Source organism: Flavimaribacter sediminis (assembly GCF_019492055.1).
Lineage (GTDB): Bacteria > Pseudomonadota > Alphaproteobacteria > Rhizobiales > Rhizobiaceae > Flavimaribacter > Flavimaribacter sediminis.
Map to the genome: position 1 here is coordinate 1,180,688 of NZ_JAICBX010000002.1, position 16,092 is coordinate 1,196,779.

The following is a 16,092-nucleotide window of genomic DNA, read 5'->3' on the forward strand; positions in this document are numbered from 1 at the left end:
ATCCCGGAGGCGACAGCGCCAGATTGGCTGAAAAAAAATTTTAAAAATCGGACGCGGCGGCACGGGATTCCTGGATCAGAGAGTAAAATCGGGCAGGAAAATCGACCGCCGCGCCCGATTCTTCGCCGCATTTCGCAGAGCCCGCAGCGGCGCGCGCGCTCCTGTCGCGAGAATTGCGGCTTGCGGACGAGCCAACGGCATGGACGCGGTATCGCGGCTGGGGTATCCATTCCGCCATGAACAAGAATGATCATCTCTTCCTGGTCGACGGGTCGGGCTATATTTTCCGGGCTTTCCACGCCCTGCCCCCTTTGACCCGCAAATCCGACGGCCTGCCGGTGGGCGCCGTCGCCGGCTTCTGCAACATGCTGTGGAAGCTCCTCGCCGACGCGCGGGACACGTCCGTCGGGGTCACGCCCACCCATCTGGCGGTGATCTTCGACTATTCCTCCAAGACCTTCCGCAAGGAGCTCTATCCGGAATACAAGGCCAACCGGTCAGAGCCGCCGGAAGACCTCATTCCGCAGTTCGGCCTGATTCGCGAAGCGACCAAGGCCTTTGATCTGCCCTGCATCGAGCTGGAAGGCTTCGAGGCCGACGATCTGATCGCCACCTATGCGCGGCTTGCCGAGGAAGCCGGCGCCGACACGACGATCATCTCTTCCGACAAGGACCTGATGCAGCTCGTGACCCCGCATGTGTCGATGTATGACAGCATGAAGGACCGGCAGATCGGCCGCGACGAGGTGATCGAGAAATGGGGCGTGCCGCCGGAAAAGATGATCGACCTGCAGTCCCTGACCGGCGATTCCACCGACAATGTGCCGGGCGTGCCCGGAATCGGACCGAAAACGGCGGCCCAGCTTCTGGAAGAGTACGGAGATCTCGACACGCTGCTGGCGCGGGCGGGGGAGATCAAGCAGAACAAGCGACGCGAGAACATCATCGCCTTCGCCGACCAGGCGCGCCTGTCGCGCGAACTCGTGACGCTCAAGATCGATACGCCGGTCGAGGACGATCTGGACAGTTTCAAACTGGAGCCGCAGAACGGTCCGAAACTGATCGCGTTCCTGAAGGCCATGGAATTCACGACGCTGACCCGTCGCGTTGCAGAGGCGACCGGCGCCGAAGCTTCGGACGTCGATCCGGCCACCGTCGAGGTCGCGTGGGGCGCCGCGGCGCGCGGACCGGATCTCGACGAGGGCGACGCCGCAACGCCGGAGACGGCGACGGCGAACGATTCCGACAGCGGGCAGTGGACGCCGGCGGCCCTCGCCAGGGCGCGGGCCGAAGAGGCCGCAAGCGCCAGGATCGATCATTCCGCCTATCACTGCCTGCGCGACATGGAGGCCCTGGACGCTTTCATCGCGGCGGCCCGGGAAACCGGCGTGGTCGCCTTCGATACGGAAACGACCTCGCTCGATCCGATGCAGGCCGAACTGGTCGGCTTTTCGCTCGCCTACCAGCCGCAGGACGGCAAGGCTGCGGCAAGCGGGCCGATCCAGGCCGCCTATACGCCGCTCATCCACAAGGCGGGCGCTGACGACCTGCTGGGCGGCGGTCTCGTGGAAAACCAGATCCCGGTCGATGAAGCGCTGGCGCGGCTGAAAACGCTGCTTGAAGACCCCTCGGTCCTCAAGATCGCGCAGAACATGAAATATGACTGGCTGATCATGAAGCGCCACGGCGTCGAAATCGAGAGTTTCGACGACACGATGCTGATCTCCTACGCCATCGACGCCGGCGTCGGCGGCCAGGGCATGGACGCCCTGTCGGAACGCTGGCTCGGCCACAAGCCCATCGCTTACAAGGAGGTCGCCGGAAGCGGGCGCTCCGCCGTCACCTTTGATTTCGTCGATATAGAGAAGGCGACGACCTACGCCGCCGAAGACGCCGACGTGACGCTCCGGCTCTGGCAGGCGCTGAAACCGCGTCTTGCGGCCGACGGCCTTGTCAGCGTTTACGAACGGCTGGAACGTCCGATGGTGGCGACCCTTGCCAATATGGAAATGCGCGGCGTCAGCGTCGACCGGCAGATCCTGTCTCGGTTGTCGGGCGATTTCGCGCAAGGCGCCGCCGCCCTCGAGGACGAGATCCAGACGCTCGCCGGCGAAAAGTTCAACGTCGGATCGCCGCGTCAGCTCGGCGAGATCCTGTTCGGCAAGATGGGGCTGCCGGGCGGTACGAAAACCCGCTCCGGACAATGGTCGACCACCGCGCAGAAGCTCGAGGAACTGGCGGCGGAAGGGCTTGAACTTCCCGGCAAGATCGTCGAATGGCGCCAGCTTACCAAGCTCAAGTCCACCTATACGGACGCGCTTCCGGGCTTCATCAACCCCGAGACCGACCGGGTGCACACATCCTATGCGCTCGCCTCGACGACGACCGGCCGGCTTTCCTCGTCCGAACCGAACCTGCAGAACATTCCGGTGCGCACGGCCGAAGGCCGCAAGATCCGCACCGCATTCGTGTCACAGCCGGGCTACAAACTGGTCTCGGCCGACTATTCGCAGATCGAACTGCGGGTGCTCGCCCATGTCGCCGACATCGAAGCGCTGAAAAAGGCCTTCGCCGATGGTCTGGACATTCACGCGATGACCGCGTCGGAAATGTTCGGCGTGCCGGTCAAGGACATGCCCCCGGAAATTCGCCGCCGCGCCAAGGCGATCAATTTCGGCATCATCTACGGCATTTCCGCCTTCGGCCTCGCCAACCAGCTCTCGATTCCGCGGTCGGAGGCGAGCGAATACATCAAGACCTATTTCGAACGCTTTCCGGGCATCCGCGACTATATGGAGTCGACCAAGGCGTTCGCCCGCGAGCACGGCTATGTGGAGACCATCTTCGGCCGGCGGGCGCACTATCCGGAGATCAAGTCGTCCAATCCGCAGGTCCGGTCATTCAACGAGCGCGCCGCCATCAACGCGCCGATCCAGGGCTCGGCCGCCGATATCATACGGCGCGCAATGATCCGCATTGACGCGGCGCTCGACGAGGCTGACCTGACGGGAAGCATGCTTCTGCAGGTGCACGACGAACTGATCTTCGAGGCGCCGGACGACGAGGTCGACGCAACGATCCGCGTGGCGACCGACATCATGGAGAACGCAGCGATGCCGGCGGTGGCGATGAAGGTTCCGCTGAAGGTCGACGCCCGCGCCGCCTCGAACTGGGACGAGGCGCATTAAGGCGAGCCGCAGCCCCGCAGCGATTTGATTATTGCCAGTACTCTTTCAGCGGTCTGTATTTGTCGCGTTCCAACTGGCCGAACCTTCGATACTTTCGCGATGCCGATATCCCTCTGGCGGACAGAGTCCTTTCAACCCCCTCGCAATCGATACAAGGTGGAACGGACGCGTAATAGATACGCAACGCCCAGTAGGCTCGTCGGATATTGCCCATTCTTCGAGCATCTTGACCGACAGTTCGCTGCCAGTGGGTTCACCCAATACACTGTGAACCTCTTCAGGCGTTTTGCCGATGAGGTCCAAGCCCATCCACTGCTGCGGCAAAGCAGTAAACCACGAAGGGGTGGCTACGTAGTACAGCAGCCCGGTTGCGCCGACAAACAGCAACGCAAATGCGAACAGCAATTTCCGCAAGATTCCCATTTCATCCTCTGGTGTCGGCCATCGGATCGTGCAACCAGAACTTAAGCCAAAGATATGGAGGCGGAGATATGACAGAAGGCGTCACCCAAAACAGAAATGTCAGCCTGTCCGGCTATCTCAAGCGCTTCCTGTTGATCTTCACAGCCGTCTCGATTGCTTTCGTTTCAGCCGCATTCCTGTTGAGGCAGACGGTTCTGGTCCTGCCTATGTGGCAGTCCGTTATCGCCGGGGGCGCCATGGGTCACTACTTCGCCCAATGGGAAAGGCGCAGACCGCAGCCGAGGGAGAGCTGGCGATTATGCTTCCGGTTCGTACTTGTCGGCTACCCGGTCGCAGCAATCCTGATCATTCTCTACGCCAGCGACTTTACGATTTCCGGCTTCCTGCGACACTACGATTTCTACGCGGAGCGGGGCGAACTTCTGATCATGTCGGCGATGATGTTTTTCTTCAGCCTCTGGGTCGCATTCTTTAATATCATCTTTATGTGGATCGCCATGCTGGTTGTCGGATACATCGCCGAGGACGCCGTCAAAACCTCACCCTCGTAATCGCCGCCTCAACGCAGCCGGGTCATCCGGTCGATCGCATGGGTAAGCTGGTAGAGGGCGACCAGCCACAGCTTCTTTACCGTGTTCGCGCCATAGGCGTCTACCTGATCGAAGGCGGCCGTCGGTTTGAGCGCAAAACTCTGCGCAAGCGCCACGAAGGCGACGGCGAGACCCGCCGCCATACCCGCAACCGTAAACGGTATGGTTTCGCCGAGGAGTTCGATGATGGAGAGGCAACTGATTCCGGTCTTTCCGGTCAGACGGGTTCGCCGGCCTTGAGCTTGCTTCCGATCTCTTCTGTGACGCCGTGATAGACCAGCGTCTGGTGGCTCGAGACTGGATCGCCCTCGATCAGCCCCAGCACCGAACGGGCGAGATCGCGGCCGGCTTCGCGAAAATCCTCGCCGATGACGTGGATCGCCGGGCGGAACCACCGAAGATAGGTGAAGGACGACTGCTTGGAGACGATCGACAGGTCTTTGCCGATCGCAAGACCCGCCTTTTCCGCGCCGACACAGATGCCGATCGCCGTGGCGGCGCTTCCGCTGACGATCCCGTCCGGACGACCGGCCGACGTCATCAGCCGGTAAATCGCGCTTTCGACTTCCTCGATGCGGTCATCGACCGTCACGTCATTGATGGCCACCGTTTCAAGACCGTGCGCCGCGACGCCGGACTGAAAACCCGACTGCATATGCCGGGAATAGGTCTGGTTGTCCGGCGGTCCGAGCAGGGCGAGCCGCCGGCAGCCAAGATACGCCAGGATATCGACGGCTTCACGCGCAAAGGCGCAGTTGTCGAAATCATGGAACGCGTGCTCGACCTCCATATCGGTCCGGCCATGCGTGGCGAACGGCATATTGTTTTGCGCCAGGTACCGCACGCGCGGATCGTCAGGCTGGGTGCGCGACAGGATGACGCCGTCGGCGGATCCGGTTTCCACGACGTAGCGCACCGGACCCATGCGGTCTCCCGGATCGCCATAGGGTGTGACCACGAGGTGGTATTGCGTTCCGGCGAGAATCTCGGAAATACCCCGCACCATGTTGGAGGTCAGGCCGGTGATTTCATCCTCGGTGTCCAGGATCAGGCTGATGACGTTGGTTTTGCCGGTGCGCAGGCGCACGCCGGCGCGATTGGGCAGGTAGCCGATCTGGTCCGCCACAGTCCGAACCCGATGTTTGGTGTCCTCGCCGATATCCGGCGCATTCTTCAGCGCTTTCGACACGGTGGTCACGCCGAGGCCGGTCAGATAGGCGATCGTCTTCAGCGTCGGCCGCTGGCCGCCGGGACGGTCAGCCGAACGGGTCAGGCTTCCGGGACGCGCTGACTTGACCATGACCGAGATACCCTCCAGGCAATTAACCGGCGTGAACGAAGCGGGCAAAAACGACTGGGTCGTCAGCCGGTCCGGGCGCATATTACTAAAACGTTGCAGGAAAAAAGCAAGTCCGCCCGCCTGCGCGGCGCCGGATAGCGACACCAACAATCCGTTTTGACGTTCAAATTCACCCGGCGCCGGATCACTGTAAGGGTCTGTTTTCCTTATAATTGAGGCTTTTTCCTAAATTTCTATTTGCACTCAACGGTTGTTTTCGGTTAAGCCGAAAACGCCTGCAAGGCGTCGTTCAGGCCTGCATTGAATCGATTTGAACGGCGCTATTGCAAATTGAAATCTTTTCTTCTAACGTTTTTACTGCAACGTTGCAGATTGGGAGGACAACCATGCGTTTTCATACACGACTTCTCGCTTTGGCGGCTACAGTGGCGATGCCGCTCGGCGCGGCTCAGGCGACAGAACTCGAAGTGACACACTGGTGGACATCGGGCGGTGAAGCCGCCGCGGTCGCCGAATTCGCCAAGGCTTTCGACGCCACCGGCAACAAATGGGTCGACGGCGCGATCGCCGGCGGCGGCGGCACGGCGCGTCCCGTGATGATCAGCCGCATCACCGGCGGCGATCCGATGGGCGCCACGCAGTTCAACCATGGTCGCCAGGCCGAGGAACTGATCGAGGCCGGACTGTTCGTCGATCTGACGGAGCTTGCCGAAAAGGAAAACTGGAAGGACGTCGTCAATCCGCCGTCGCTGCTCGACAGCTGCACGCTCGACGGGCGCATCTACTGCGTGCCGGTCAATATCCATTCCCCGCAGTGGCTGTGGCTCTCCCACAAGGCGTTTGAAGACGCCGGCGTTCCGGTTCCCACGAACTGGGACGAATACGTAGCCGCCGTCCCCGCTCTGGTTGAAGCCGGCAAGGTGCCGCTGGCGCTCGGCAACCAGCCCTGGCAGTCCAACCTGCTCTTCGGCGCAGTGCAGATCGCGATCGGCGGCATTGACCTGTGGAAGCAGGTCAACCTCGGAAAAGACGCCGAGGCGGCGCGCAGTCCTGAAATGGCGAAGGTCTTTCAGGCCATGGCCGACGCCCGCGAAATGGCGGAGGAATCCAACGTCCAGGACTGGAACCAGGCCACCAACATGGTGATCACCGGTGAAGCCGGCGGACAGATCATGGGCGACTGGGCGCAAGGCGAATTCCAGGTCGCAAACCAGGTCGCAGGCCAAGACTATTCCTGCCTGCCGGGCCTCGGCGTGCACGAATACATCTCGACGGGCGGCGACGCCTTCTACTTCCCGAAACTCGACGATCCGGAGCAGACCAAGGCGCAGCTCGAACTCGCCTCGCTTATGGTTTCGAAGCCGGTGCAGGTCGCCTTCAACCTGAAGAAGGGCTCCCTGCCGATCCGCGGCGACGTCGACCTCGAAGCGGCCAATGACTGCATGAAGAAGGGTCTGGAGATCCTTGCCGCCGGCCGTATGCTGCCTTCCGGCGACCAGGTCTTTTCGGCCGACACCCAGACGCAGTTCAACGATCTCATGGTCGAATTCATGAAGGATCCGTCGATCTCCGCCGAGGACGCGCAGAAGCGCTACGCCGACATCGTCGAAAACGCCGACTAAGGCTGAACCGAAATGACCCGGTCCGGCGGCAATGCGCCGCCGGACCGGGGATCAGCGGGGGGAAGCCGCATGTCGAGCAATCGGCCAATCAGGCTGTTCCGAAATCTGAATGCGAAAATCAGCGCGATCCCGATGATCGCGACGGCGCTTGTCGTATTCGTCGGCGGCACCGTCTGGACCATCATCTATTCCTTCACGAATTCCAAATTGCTGCCGCGGGCGAAATTCGTCGGGCTCGATCAGTATGAGCGCCTGTGGAACAGCAACAAGTGGCTGATTTCCATCGAGAACCTGTTCATTTTCGGGATCTGCTCGCTGATCTTCTCCTTTATCATCGGATTCGTTCTCGCGGCTCTGCTCGATCAGAAGATCCGCTTCGAGGACACGTTCCGCTCGATCTTCCTGTTTCCCTTCGCGCTGTCCTTCATCGTCACCGGTCTGGTGTGGCAGTGGCTTCTCAACCCGGACTTCGGAATCCAGAGCGTGGTGCGGTCGCTCGGATGGGAGAGCTTCGATTTCGATCCGCTCTACAACGCGAACATCGTCATTTACGGCATTCTAATCGCAGCTCTGTGGCAAGGCACCGGGCTTGTCATGTGCCTTATGCTCGCCGGATTGCGCGGTATTGACGAGGACATCTGGAAAGCCGCGCGCGTCGACGGAATCCCGATGTGGAAAACCTATCTCTTCATCGTCATCCCGATGATGCGGCCGGTCTTCATCACCGCAGTCGTCATCATCGCGTCCGGCATCGTGCGCGTCTACGATCTGGTCGTGGCGCAGACCAGCGGCGGACCGGGCATCGCCTCGGAAGTGCCTGCGAAATACGTTTATGACGCGATGTTTCTGTCACAAAATCTCGGACAGGGTTTCGCCGCGTCGACGATGATGCTGCTGTCGGTGGCGATCGTCGTCATTCCATGGGCCTATCTCGAATTCGGAGGCCGCAAGAGCCATGGATAGTTCGACCGCAACGCTCCCGACAAGCCACGCCGCCAGGGCCGAGCCGCGCGGAAAGAAACCGCAGCGCCGGCTGTCTCGCCGCAACATCATCATCTACGGCACGCTGACGGTCGCCGCGATCTACTATCTGTTGCCGCTTTACGTGATGGTGGTGACGTCTTTGAAGGGCATGCCGGAGATCAGGCTCGGCAATATTTTCTCGCCGCCGCTGGAAATCACGTTCGAACCATGGGTCAAGGCCTGGGCGACGGCCTGCACGGGGCTGAACTGCGACGGCCTCTCCCGCGGTTTCTGGAACTCGGTGCGGATCACCATTCCCTCGGTGATCCTGTCGATCCTGGTGGCGTCGGTGAACGGCTATGCGCTCGCCAACTGGCGCTTCAAGGGCGCAAACATTTTCTTCACGATCCTTATCGTCGGCGCCTTCATCCCCTACCAGGTGATGCTCTATCCGATCGTCATCATCCTGCGCGAAATCGGCCTCTACGGCAGCCTGACGGGGCTCGTGATCGTGCACACGATCTTCGGCATGCCGATCCTGACCCTGCTCTTCCGCAACTACTTCACGTCGATCCCGGAAGAGCTGTTCAAGGCGGCGCGCGTCGACGGCGCCGGTTTCTGGACGATCTATCTGAGGATCATGCTGCCGATGAGCCTGCCGATCTTCGTCGTCGCCATGATCATTCAGGTCACCGGCATCTGGAACGACTTCCTGTTCGGGGTCGTCTACACCGGTCCGGAAACCTATCCGATGACGGTACAGCTCAACAATATCGTCAACTCGACGCAGGGCGTAAAGGAATACAACGTCAATATGGCCGCCACGATCATCACGGGCCTTGTGCCGCTCATCATCTATTTCATCTCGGGCAAGCTATTCGTGCGCGGCATCGCCGCCGGCGCGGTGAAAGGGTAAGACGTCGTGGCAAGCGTATCGGTAAAAAACCTGTTCTTGAGTTTCGGCGAGGTAAAGGTCCTGCAGGATCTCAATCTCGAGGTCGGTCGCGGCGAGTTTCTGGTGCTCCTCGGTTCGTCGGGATGCGGAAAATCAACGCTGCTTAACTGCATCGCCGGCCTGCTCGACATCTCTGACGGACAGATCTTCATCAGTGACAAAAACGTCACCTGGGAGGAGCCGAAGGACCGCGGCATCGGCATGGTGTTCCAGTCCTACGCGCTCTATCCGCAGATGACGGTGGAGGGAAACCTCGCCTTCGGGCTGAGAAACGCCGGCGTGGGTCGTGCAGAGATCGCCAAGCGGATCAAGCAGGCCGCGGAACTTCTGCATATCGAACCGCTGCTCAAACGCAAACCGGCGCAGCTTTCTGGTGGTCAGCGGCAACGCGTCGCCATTGGCCGGGCGCTGGTGCGCGACGTCGACGTGTTCCTTTTCGACGAGCCGCTTTCCAACCTGGACGCCAAGCTGCGCGCCGAATTGCGCGTGGAAATCAAGCGTCTGCACCAGCAGCTCGAAAACACGACGATGATCTATGTCACCCACGACCAGATCGAAGCGCTGACGCTTGCCGACCGGATCGCCATCATGCGCGGCGGCGCGATCCAGCAGCTCGCCGATCCCCACACGATCTACAATCGCCCGATCAACAAATATGTCGCCGGCTTCATCGGCTCTCCCAGCATCAATTTCCTGGACGGCGCCGTCACACGCGACGGGAAACCGCGCTTCACTTCTGGCGAAGTGGTCGTGGATCTTGAGCGGTATCCGTTCGAGGACGGCTCGTCGGACGGCGCCTGCGCCTTCGGCGTCCGTCCGGAACATATCGCCTTCGGCGACGCCGCGGCCGATTCGCCGTTCACCGCGGAGGTCCGGGTCGACGTGGTCGAGCCTATGGGATCCGATACGCTTGTCTGGTCGAAACTCGGCGGACAGGACTTCCGCTTCCGCGTGGACGGCCAGATCCCGGTATCGACGGGCGAAAACGTCAGGATCGGCTTCGATCCGGCCCGCGCGTCCATATTCGACAAAAAAACAGAGCTTCGGCTCTAAGCCGCGCCCTGCGCTAACCAACCCGGCCTGTCTCCACGAATGGAATTCCCATGAAAGATATATCCTACCAGCTCTATTCTTCCCGCGAATTTCCTCCGCTTGAAAAAACCCTGTCGATGCTGAAGGGGCTCGGCTACACCCAAGTCGAGGGGTATGGCGGCCTCTACGCGGACCCGGCGGCGCTCGGCGCAGCGCTCAAGGCCGCCGGTCTTGCGATGCCATCCGGCCATTTCGGCCTCGACATGCTGGAAGACGCGCCGGACAAGGCGATGGCGGTGGCGCAGGCGACGGACATGAAGATGGTCATATGCCCCTATCTGATGGAACCGGACCGACCGGGCGACGCGGCCGGCTGGCGGGCCTTCGGCGCGCGGCTCGAAAAGGCCGGTCAACCGTTTCGAGACGCCGGCCTGACCGTCGGCTGGCACAATCACGATTTCGAATTCCGCCCGTTGTCCGACGGCAGCATACCGCTGCAGCACATCCTGGACGGCGGTCCGACGCTTGGCTGGGAGGCCGACATCGCCTGGATCGCGCGCGGCAAGGCCGACCCGCTTTCCTGGATCGACCGGTATGGCGACCGCATTGTAGCAGCGCATGTCAAGGACATCGCTCCCGAGGGCGAAAACGCCGGCGAGGACGGCTGGGCGGATGTCGGCCATGGCGTGATGGACTGGAAGTCCCTGCTGGCGGCCCTGAAGAAGGCCGATGTCAGCCTTTACGTAATGGAACATGACAAACCGAATGACGACGAGCGTTTCGCCCGCCGTTCGATCGCGTCCCTCAAGGCCCTGACGGAGTAGACCATGCAGGAAAAAACCCTCGGCGTCGGCATTGTCGGCTGCGGCAACATCTCTCAGGCCTATTTCAGCCTCGCCCCGCTGTTTCGTGGCGTCAAGGTGGTCGCTTGCGCCGATATCGACCGGAAGGCCTCCGCCCAGCGCGCCGCTGAATTCGACGTGCGCGACAATTCCCTCGAGGAGCTTCTGGACGCCGACGACGTGGACATCGTCGTCAACCTGACCATCCCTGCAGCCCATCACGACGTGTCGAAGGCGGCGCTGCTCGCCGGCAAGCATGTCTACTCGGAAAAGCCCTTCGTGCTGTCGCTGGAAGAAGGCCTCGCCCTGGCCAAACTGGCCGACGAGAAGAAGTTGCGCATCGGATCGGCGCCGGACACGTTTCTGGGCGGCGCGCACCAGCACGCCCGTCACCTGGTCGACAGCGGCGCCATCGGCAAAATCACCGGCGGCACAGCTTTCGTGATGAATCACGGCATGGAGCACTGGCATCCCAATCCTGACTTTTTCTACCAGAAAGGCGGCGGACCGATCCTCGATATCGGCCCGTATTACATTACCGATCTGGTGCAGCTGATCGGATCGGTTGAAAAGGTGGCGGCGCTGACCGCCGCGCCGAGCCGGCGCAGGACGATATCCTCCGAGCCGCGCGCCGGTGAAACCATTCCCGTGGAAACGCCGACGACAATCCACGCGCTGCTGCAATTCGCCAACGGCGCGGTGGTGACGTTTGGCGCCAGCTGGGACGTGTGGAGTCATGAACACGGCAATATCGAATTGTATGGGGAGAAGGGTACGCTTTATGTTCCCGACCCCAATTTCTTCGGCGGGGCGTTGTCCATGACCGAAGGGACCGAGCCGGTAAGCCACCTGGAAGCCTACGACCACCCCTTTTCGGTTCCCAATCAGGAACACCACAGCCTGGGACCACTCGCCAATTATCGCACGGCCGGGCTGTCCGACATGGCGCTCGCCATTCTGGAGGGCAGACCGCACCGCTGTTCGCTCGAACTGGCGCTGCACGTGATCGACATCATGACCTCGATCCTGAAATCGGGGGAAACCGGCGAGTTCGTCACGATAACAATCGGATGCGAGCGGCCGCGGCCGCTTGGCATGGAGGAAGCCCGCGCCATGCTGGTGCAGCAGGCTTAGGGGCGAGAGCCCTGCACGCGGCGCGGCTTCCTCCTAAAATTTCGACAGACGCGCAGGCGTCACCCGGCGGAATGCCGGGTAGCGCCTGCCACGCGGCGCACCTTGCGCGGCGCCGCTATCCAGATGCACAGTATCGACAGCGGGCAGGCGATGGCGACAACACACAGACCGACAGTGTAGCTGCCGGCCAGATCGTAGAGATACCCGGTGACCCAGGGTCCCGTTCCGGCTCCGAGATTGGCCATGACGGCGACAGTGCCAAGGATTGTGGCGAAGCGCCTTCCTGCGAAGATTTCGGCCGTCACCGGGCCAAACAGCGACGCGATCCCGTATCCCAACAACCCCTGAAAGCCGACCGTTGCATAAAGCAGCAAGCGGTTTGGATGGCTCTCCATGACGACCATGGCGATTGCGCAAAGCATAAAACCGGAAACCGCGACGCTCCAGCCGACCTCACGGCCGAAACGATCGGAGAAATGACCGATTGTAATCTGCCCGATCACGCCGGCGGCGGCGACAAGTGAGAAGGCGAAGGCCGCCTCCGTTGCATTGACGCCGACATCCAGAAAGAACCGGATCTGATGGACCTGGACCGCATACCAGGCGTAGAGCGCCAGGAAATATCCGGCGGCGATCCACCAGAAACGCCGTGTTCTCATGGCTGAAGGCAGCGTCCAGTCTCGCTCCGCCCAGGCCTTGTCGACGATGACGGGACCGCCGGCGGCGCTATCCGCTTCCCCGGACGCATCTCCATTGTCGGCCAAAAGGCCGACATCCTCGGGCCGACCACGCTGAAGCAGCAGGTTGAGCGGGATGATCACGATGATAAACGCGCACGCCATGGCGATGCATGCGGTGCGCCAGCCCGATGTGTCTATGACGATCTGCAGCAGCGGAAACAGGCCGAGCGCCAGTACCCCGACGCCGGAAAACGCAATGCCGAGCGCCAGTCCGCGCCGGCGCATGAACCAGTTTGGAAGAAACATGGAATGCCCGACATAGGCCATCGGCATGGAACCGCCGGTCGCCAGCAGGCCAAGGCTGAGGTAAAATGCAAGCGGCGTGCTGGCGAAAGTTGCGGCGTAATAGCCAAGCGCCACCACGATTGCGCTGACCGGCAGGATTATCCGTGGCCCGTAACGGTCCATCAGCATGCCGATGAAAGGGACGGACGCCGTCGATGCGATGAAACCGACGGAGAAAATGGCCGCTGTGACGCCGCGTTCCCAACCGAACTCGTCGAGAATCGGCGGATACAGGAGCGAAAAGGCCGTGCGCGCGTTGACCGCTATTCCAAGCGTCAGAAACGCAACGGCGATCACGACCCACCCATAGTAGAAACGGGTGGCGACTGGTGGTCTTCCGCCGTTCATAAAACACTCCCCTCCGCCGATTCGCCACTTCAAATGGCCGGGCATTTCCACGTCATTCGGCCCACCCGTGTCAAGACGAGGCGTTCTGAAGCCGTTGTCCTCTTGAAAGGTCCTGCTTGCGGCGATCACAGCGCGTGCAAAGTCGGGACTTCAAGCTTTCGCCATGACTGTCACATTACGTGGTTTGAGCACGTGTCTTTTATGCAACCGTAAGCTTGTGCAGGACTGAATTACCGTCCATACTGCCGGTAACAGAGTGATTTTCTACTGAAAAAACAATGATGGAGCGGGCGCGACAATGATGACGGCACAACAGGAAAGAGAAGAAGTGGCCACCACGATCCAGTCGCTTGAGGCGCAAGATGGACGACCAGATCATCGCGGCCACGGCCAATCAGTAGAAAATCTGGATTAATTGTGGAAATGAATTAATTATATAGAATATATTAATCCGATGAATATACAGACTCTGGATCTCAATCTGCTACGCATCCTGTTCGCGTTGCTACAGGAGCGATCGACCGTCAAGGCGGGCGCGCGCGTAGGATTGTCGCAGCCGGCGGTTTCAGCGGCTCTTGGCCGATTGCGGGAGTCTCTCGGCGACCCGCTCTTCATCCGACAGGGACAAAGAATCGTCCCGACGGATTTCGCAAAGAGCCTCGAGTTGCCGCTTCAGCGCATGTACGAAGATCTCGACGCCCTTCTGAAACGGGCGGAAGCATTCGATCCCACCACGTCGAGCGTTTCCTTCATGATTTCAGGCACGGATTTCTTCGGTGACCTGCTGATGCCTTCGCTCGCGAACATCCTCTCCAGCCATGCGCCGCATATGCGGATCCAGTTGACGGAACTGCAGGATCCGGAAGGCGTCAATGATCTCGAAAACGTCCATATCGATCTCACGCTCAGACCCAAGTTGGATTTTCCCGAATGGGTTGAATATGTGCCGGTGTTCAAATCTGAATATGTGATGATCGCGCGGGAGGGCCATCCGGCGCTCGCCGGCGCCGGCGTATTGCCGGGAGACGTGGTCCCGATGGACCTGTTCTGCAGTCTCGGACATATGCTGATGTCAATGCGGGGCAATCTGACGGGCCTTGGCGACGATGCGCTTGCGCAGGTGGGGCGCGAACGCCGCGTGGTCATGTCCATGCCAAGCTTTTCCGGCGTCTACAACTCCGTCTCCAAAAGCGACCTTGTGGCGCTGATACCGCACCAGCTTGCCGAGAGCATTGCGCCGCGCATCGGTCTGTCGATCTACAATCTGCCGATGAAAGTGGATCCCGTGACCATATGCATGATCTGGCACCGCCGAAGAACCGCCAGCTCGGCGCATCAATGGCTTCGTGAAACGGTCATGAACATCATGACGCCGCTGAACAAAGCCAGTGCGCCGGCCGAACCCGTTTCCGTGCGAATTCCGAAGCGCGAAGTCAGCTGACAAAGCCGCAGAAACCGCGGTTTGGAACTTTCTCCGCACCGGATCCCGGCCCCCGGCAACGACCGGGGCAATGATCCGGAAACCGCAATTTTTCTGCGAAACCTCAAGGAAATACTCTGCCTTTGGCCAAGAATTGGGCAATTTTCTCGCATCATGCCTGCATAATGCGCACATGTTGATGACGAGGAAACGCCACGATCGCGGGCAACGCGATTATATGTTCCGGGTCTCCGCCGAGCGTCCCGCCCGGCTTATGGAACGACGTCCCGAATACCAGCCGACCCCGGCAAGGGACATGCGCGCGCTCGCCGACGATCTCGGGATCGACCGGCTGTGGCTGAAAGACGAATCGCAGAGGATGGAGCTCGGCAGTTTCAAGGCGCTTGGCGGCGGCTTCGCAGTCGCCCAGATGATCAGCGACGCGGCGTCCGGAGAAGACCCGGACAGCGAGGCAGGGCGCCGAGCCGCCGCGACCATGACCTTCATTACCGCAAGCGCCGGCAATCACGGCCTGTCGGTCGCCACAGGCGCGCGCCGCTTCGGCGCGAAGGCGGTCATCGTGCTGCCTTCCAGCGCGCCGGAAGCCTTCGAAGAACGCATCCGTCGAACCGGCGCCGAGGTCCAGCGGCTGAAGGGCACTTACGAGGAATCGGTCTCCTTCGCCACAGAGCAGGCGGATCGCCACGGATGGCTGTTGCTCGCCGACGGGTCATGGAAGGGGTATGTGGACCGGCCAGCGCTCGTGATGGAGGGCTACACGGTGATTGCCGAGGAATGCCGCGCGGAATTCGACCATTCCAACAAATGGCCCAGTCATGTCTTCCTGCAGGCGGGAGTCGGTGGCTTCGCCGGGGCGATCAGCGCCCATATCCGCAGTTTCTGGAAGCAACAGCCGACAATCGTGGTGGTGGAGCCCGACCGGGCGCCCTGCCTTCTGCGCAGTATTGAAAACGGAACGCTCACACGCGCCGACGGACCGCTTTCCAATATGGGCAGGCTCGACTGCAAGGACGCCTCGCTGATCGCGTTCGACACGCTCGAAACGGATGCGGACTGTTTCACCACCATTACGGACGACGAGGCCGAGAAAGCTTCGCAACAGCTGGCCGAAGCGGGAATTGCAACAACGCCCAGCGGCGCCGCGTCATTCGCCGCGCTTGCCCGTTTCGACGCCGGACCGGAAAGCCGATGCCTGGCTTTCATCACGGAAGGGCCGGAGGCGCGCTGAG

14 protein-coding genes are annotated in these 16,092 nt (G+C 61.0%); 10 read left to right on the forward strand and 4 right to left on the reverse strand.

Going from position 1 to position 16,092, the window contains the following annotated elements; translation table 11 throughout:
- The first annotated feature begins 236 nt into the window (after window positions 1–236).
- On the forward strand, window positions 237–3,188 hold the full coding sequence (gene polA / locus K1W69_RS13750) for a DNA polymerase I (RefSeq protein ID WP_220228895.1): 2,952 nt from the start codon (window positions 237–239) through the stop codon (window positions 3,186–3,188).
- A gap of 45 nt (window positions 3,189–3,233) precedes the next feature.
- On the opposite strand, the gene K1W69_RS13755 is transcribed toward polA, so the two are convergent.
- Window positions 3,234–3,602: a hypothetical protein gene (locus K1W69_RS13755; RefSeq protein ID WP_220228896.1), complete on the reverse strand. Its 369-nt coding sequence runs from the start codon at window positions 3,600–3,602 to the stop codon at window positions 3,234–3,236.
- A gap of 77 nt (window positions 3,603–3,679) precedes the next feature.
- Between K1W69_RS13755 and K1W69_RS13760 the strand changes: the two genes are divergently transcribed.
- The gene (locus K1W69_RS13760; RefSeq protein ID WP_220228897.1) at window positions 3,680–4,162 is read left to right on the forward strand and encodes a hypothetical protein; all 483 of its coding nucleotides are present in this window, start codon (window positions 3,680–3,682) and stop codon (window positions 4,160–4,162) included.
- An 8-nt stretch (window positions 4,163–4,170) separates the two neighbouring features.
- Here K1W69_RS13760 and K1W69_RS13765 read toward each other — a convergent pair whose 3' ends face one another.
- Window positions 4,171–4,344, reverse strand: coding sequence for a hypothetical protein (locus K1W69_RS13765; protein WP_220228898.1), 174 nt, complete (start codon window positions 4,342–4,344; stop codon window positions 4,171–4,173).
- 74 nt (window positions 4,345–4,418) lie between these two features.
- A complete protein-coding gene (locus K1W69_RS13770; protein ID WP_220228899.1) occupies window positions 4,419–5,501 on the reverse strand; it encodes a LacI family transcriptional regulator in 1,083 nt (360 codons plus the stop codon).
- 386 nt (window positions 5,502–5,887) lie between these two features.
- Between K1W69_RS13770 and K1W69_RS13775 the strand changes: the two genes are divergently transcribed.
- The 6 genes from K1W69_RS13775 (at window position 5,888) to K1W69_RS13800 (ending at window position 12,049) form a co-directional block, all read left to right on the forward strand.
- Window positions 5,888–7,123 carry an ABC transporter substrate-binding protein gene (locus tag K1W69_RS13775; protein ID WP_220228900.1) on the forward strand — a complete coding sequence of 412 codons (1,236 nt, stop codon included), beginning with the start codon at window positions 5,888–5,890 and terminating at the stop codon, window positions 7,121–7,123.
- Between the two features lie 69 nt (window positions 7,124–7,192).
- The gene (locus K1W69_RS13780) at window positions 7,193–8,086 is read left to right on the forward strand and encodes a carbohydrate ABC transporter permease (protein WP_220228901.1); all 894 of its coding nucleotides are present in this window, start codon (window positions 7,193–7,195) and stop codon (window positions 8,084–8,086) included.
- A complete protein-coding gene (locus tag K1W69_RS13785) occupies window positions 8,079–9,002 on the forward strand; it encodes a carbohydrate ABC transporter permease (RefSeq protein ID WP_220228902.1) in 924 nt (307 codons plus the stop codon). Before K1W69_RS13780 ends, K1W69_RS13785 begins: the two co-directional genes overlap by 8 nt.
- A 6-nt stretch (window positions 9,003–9,008) precedes the next feature.
- Window positions 9,009–10,094, forward strand: coding sequence for an ABC transporter ATP-binding protein (locus K1W69_RS13790; protein WP_220228903.1), 1,086 nt, complete (start codon window positions 9,009–9,011; stop codon window positions 10,092–10,094).
- A 50-nt stretch (window positions 10,095–10,144) separates the two neighbouring features.
- A complete protein-coding gene (locus tag K1W69_RS13795) occupies window positions 10,145–10,897 on the forward strand; it encodes a sugar phosphate isomerase/epimerase family protein (protein ID WP_220228904.1) in 753 nt (250 codons plus the stop codon).
- A gap of 3 nt (window positions 10,898–10,900) precedes the next feature.
- Entirely contained in the window at window positions 10,901–12,049 is a 1,149-nt protein-coding gene (locus K1W69_RS13800; RefSeq protein ID WP_220228905.1) for a Gfo/Idh/MocA family protein, read from the forward strand.
- Between the two features lie 59 nt (window positions 12,050–12,108).
- Here the strand turns inward: K1W69_RS13800 and K1W69_RS13805 are convergent, their stop codons facing one another.
- Window positions 12,109–13,422, reverse strand: coding sequence for an MFS transporter (locus K1W69_RS13805; protein WP_220228906.1), 1,314 nt, complete (start codon window positions 13,420–13,422; stop codon window positions 12,109–12,111).
- A gap of 454 nt (window positions 13,423–13,876) precedes the next feature.
- Between K1W69_RS13805 and K1W69_RS13810 the strand changes: the two genes are divergently transcribed.
- On the forward strand, window positions 13,877–14,863 hold the full coding sequence (locus K1W69_RS13810; protein WP_220228907.1) for a LysR family transcriptional regulator: 987 nt from the start codon (window positions 13,877–13,879) through the stop codon (window positions 14,861–14,863).
- A gap of 178 nt (window positions 14,864–15,041) precedes the next feature.
- Window positions 15,042–16,091 carry a diaminopropionate ammonia-lyase gene (locus K1W69_RS13815; RefSeq protein WP_258571033.1) on the forward strand — a complete coding sequence of 350 codons (1,050 nt, stop codon included), beginning with the start codon at window positions 15,042–15,044 and terminating at the stop codon, window positions 16,089–16,091.
- Window position 16,092: the final 1 nt, after the last annotated feature.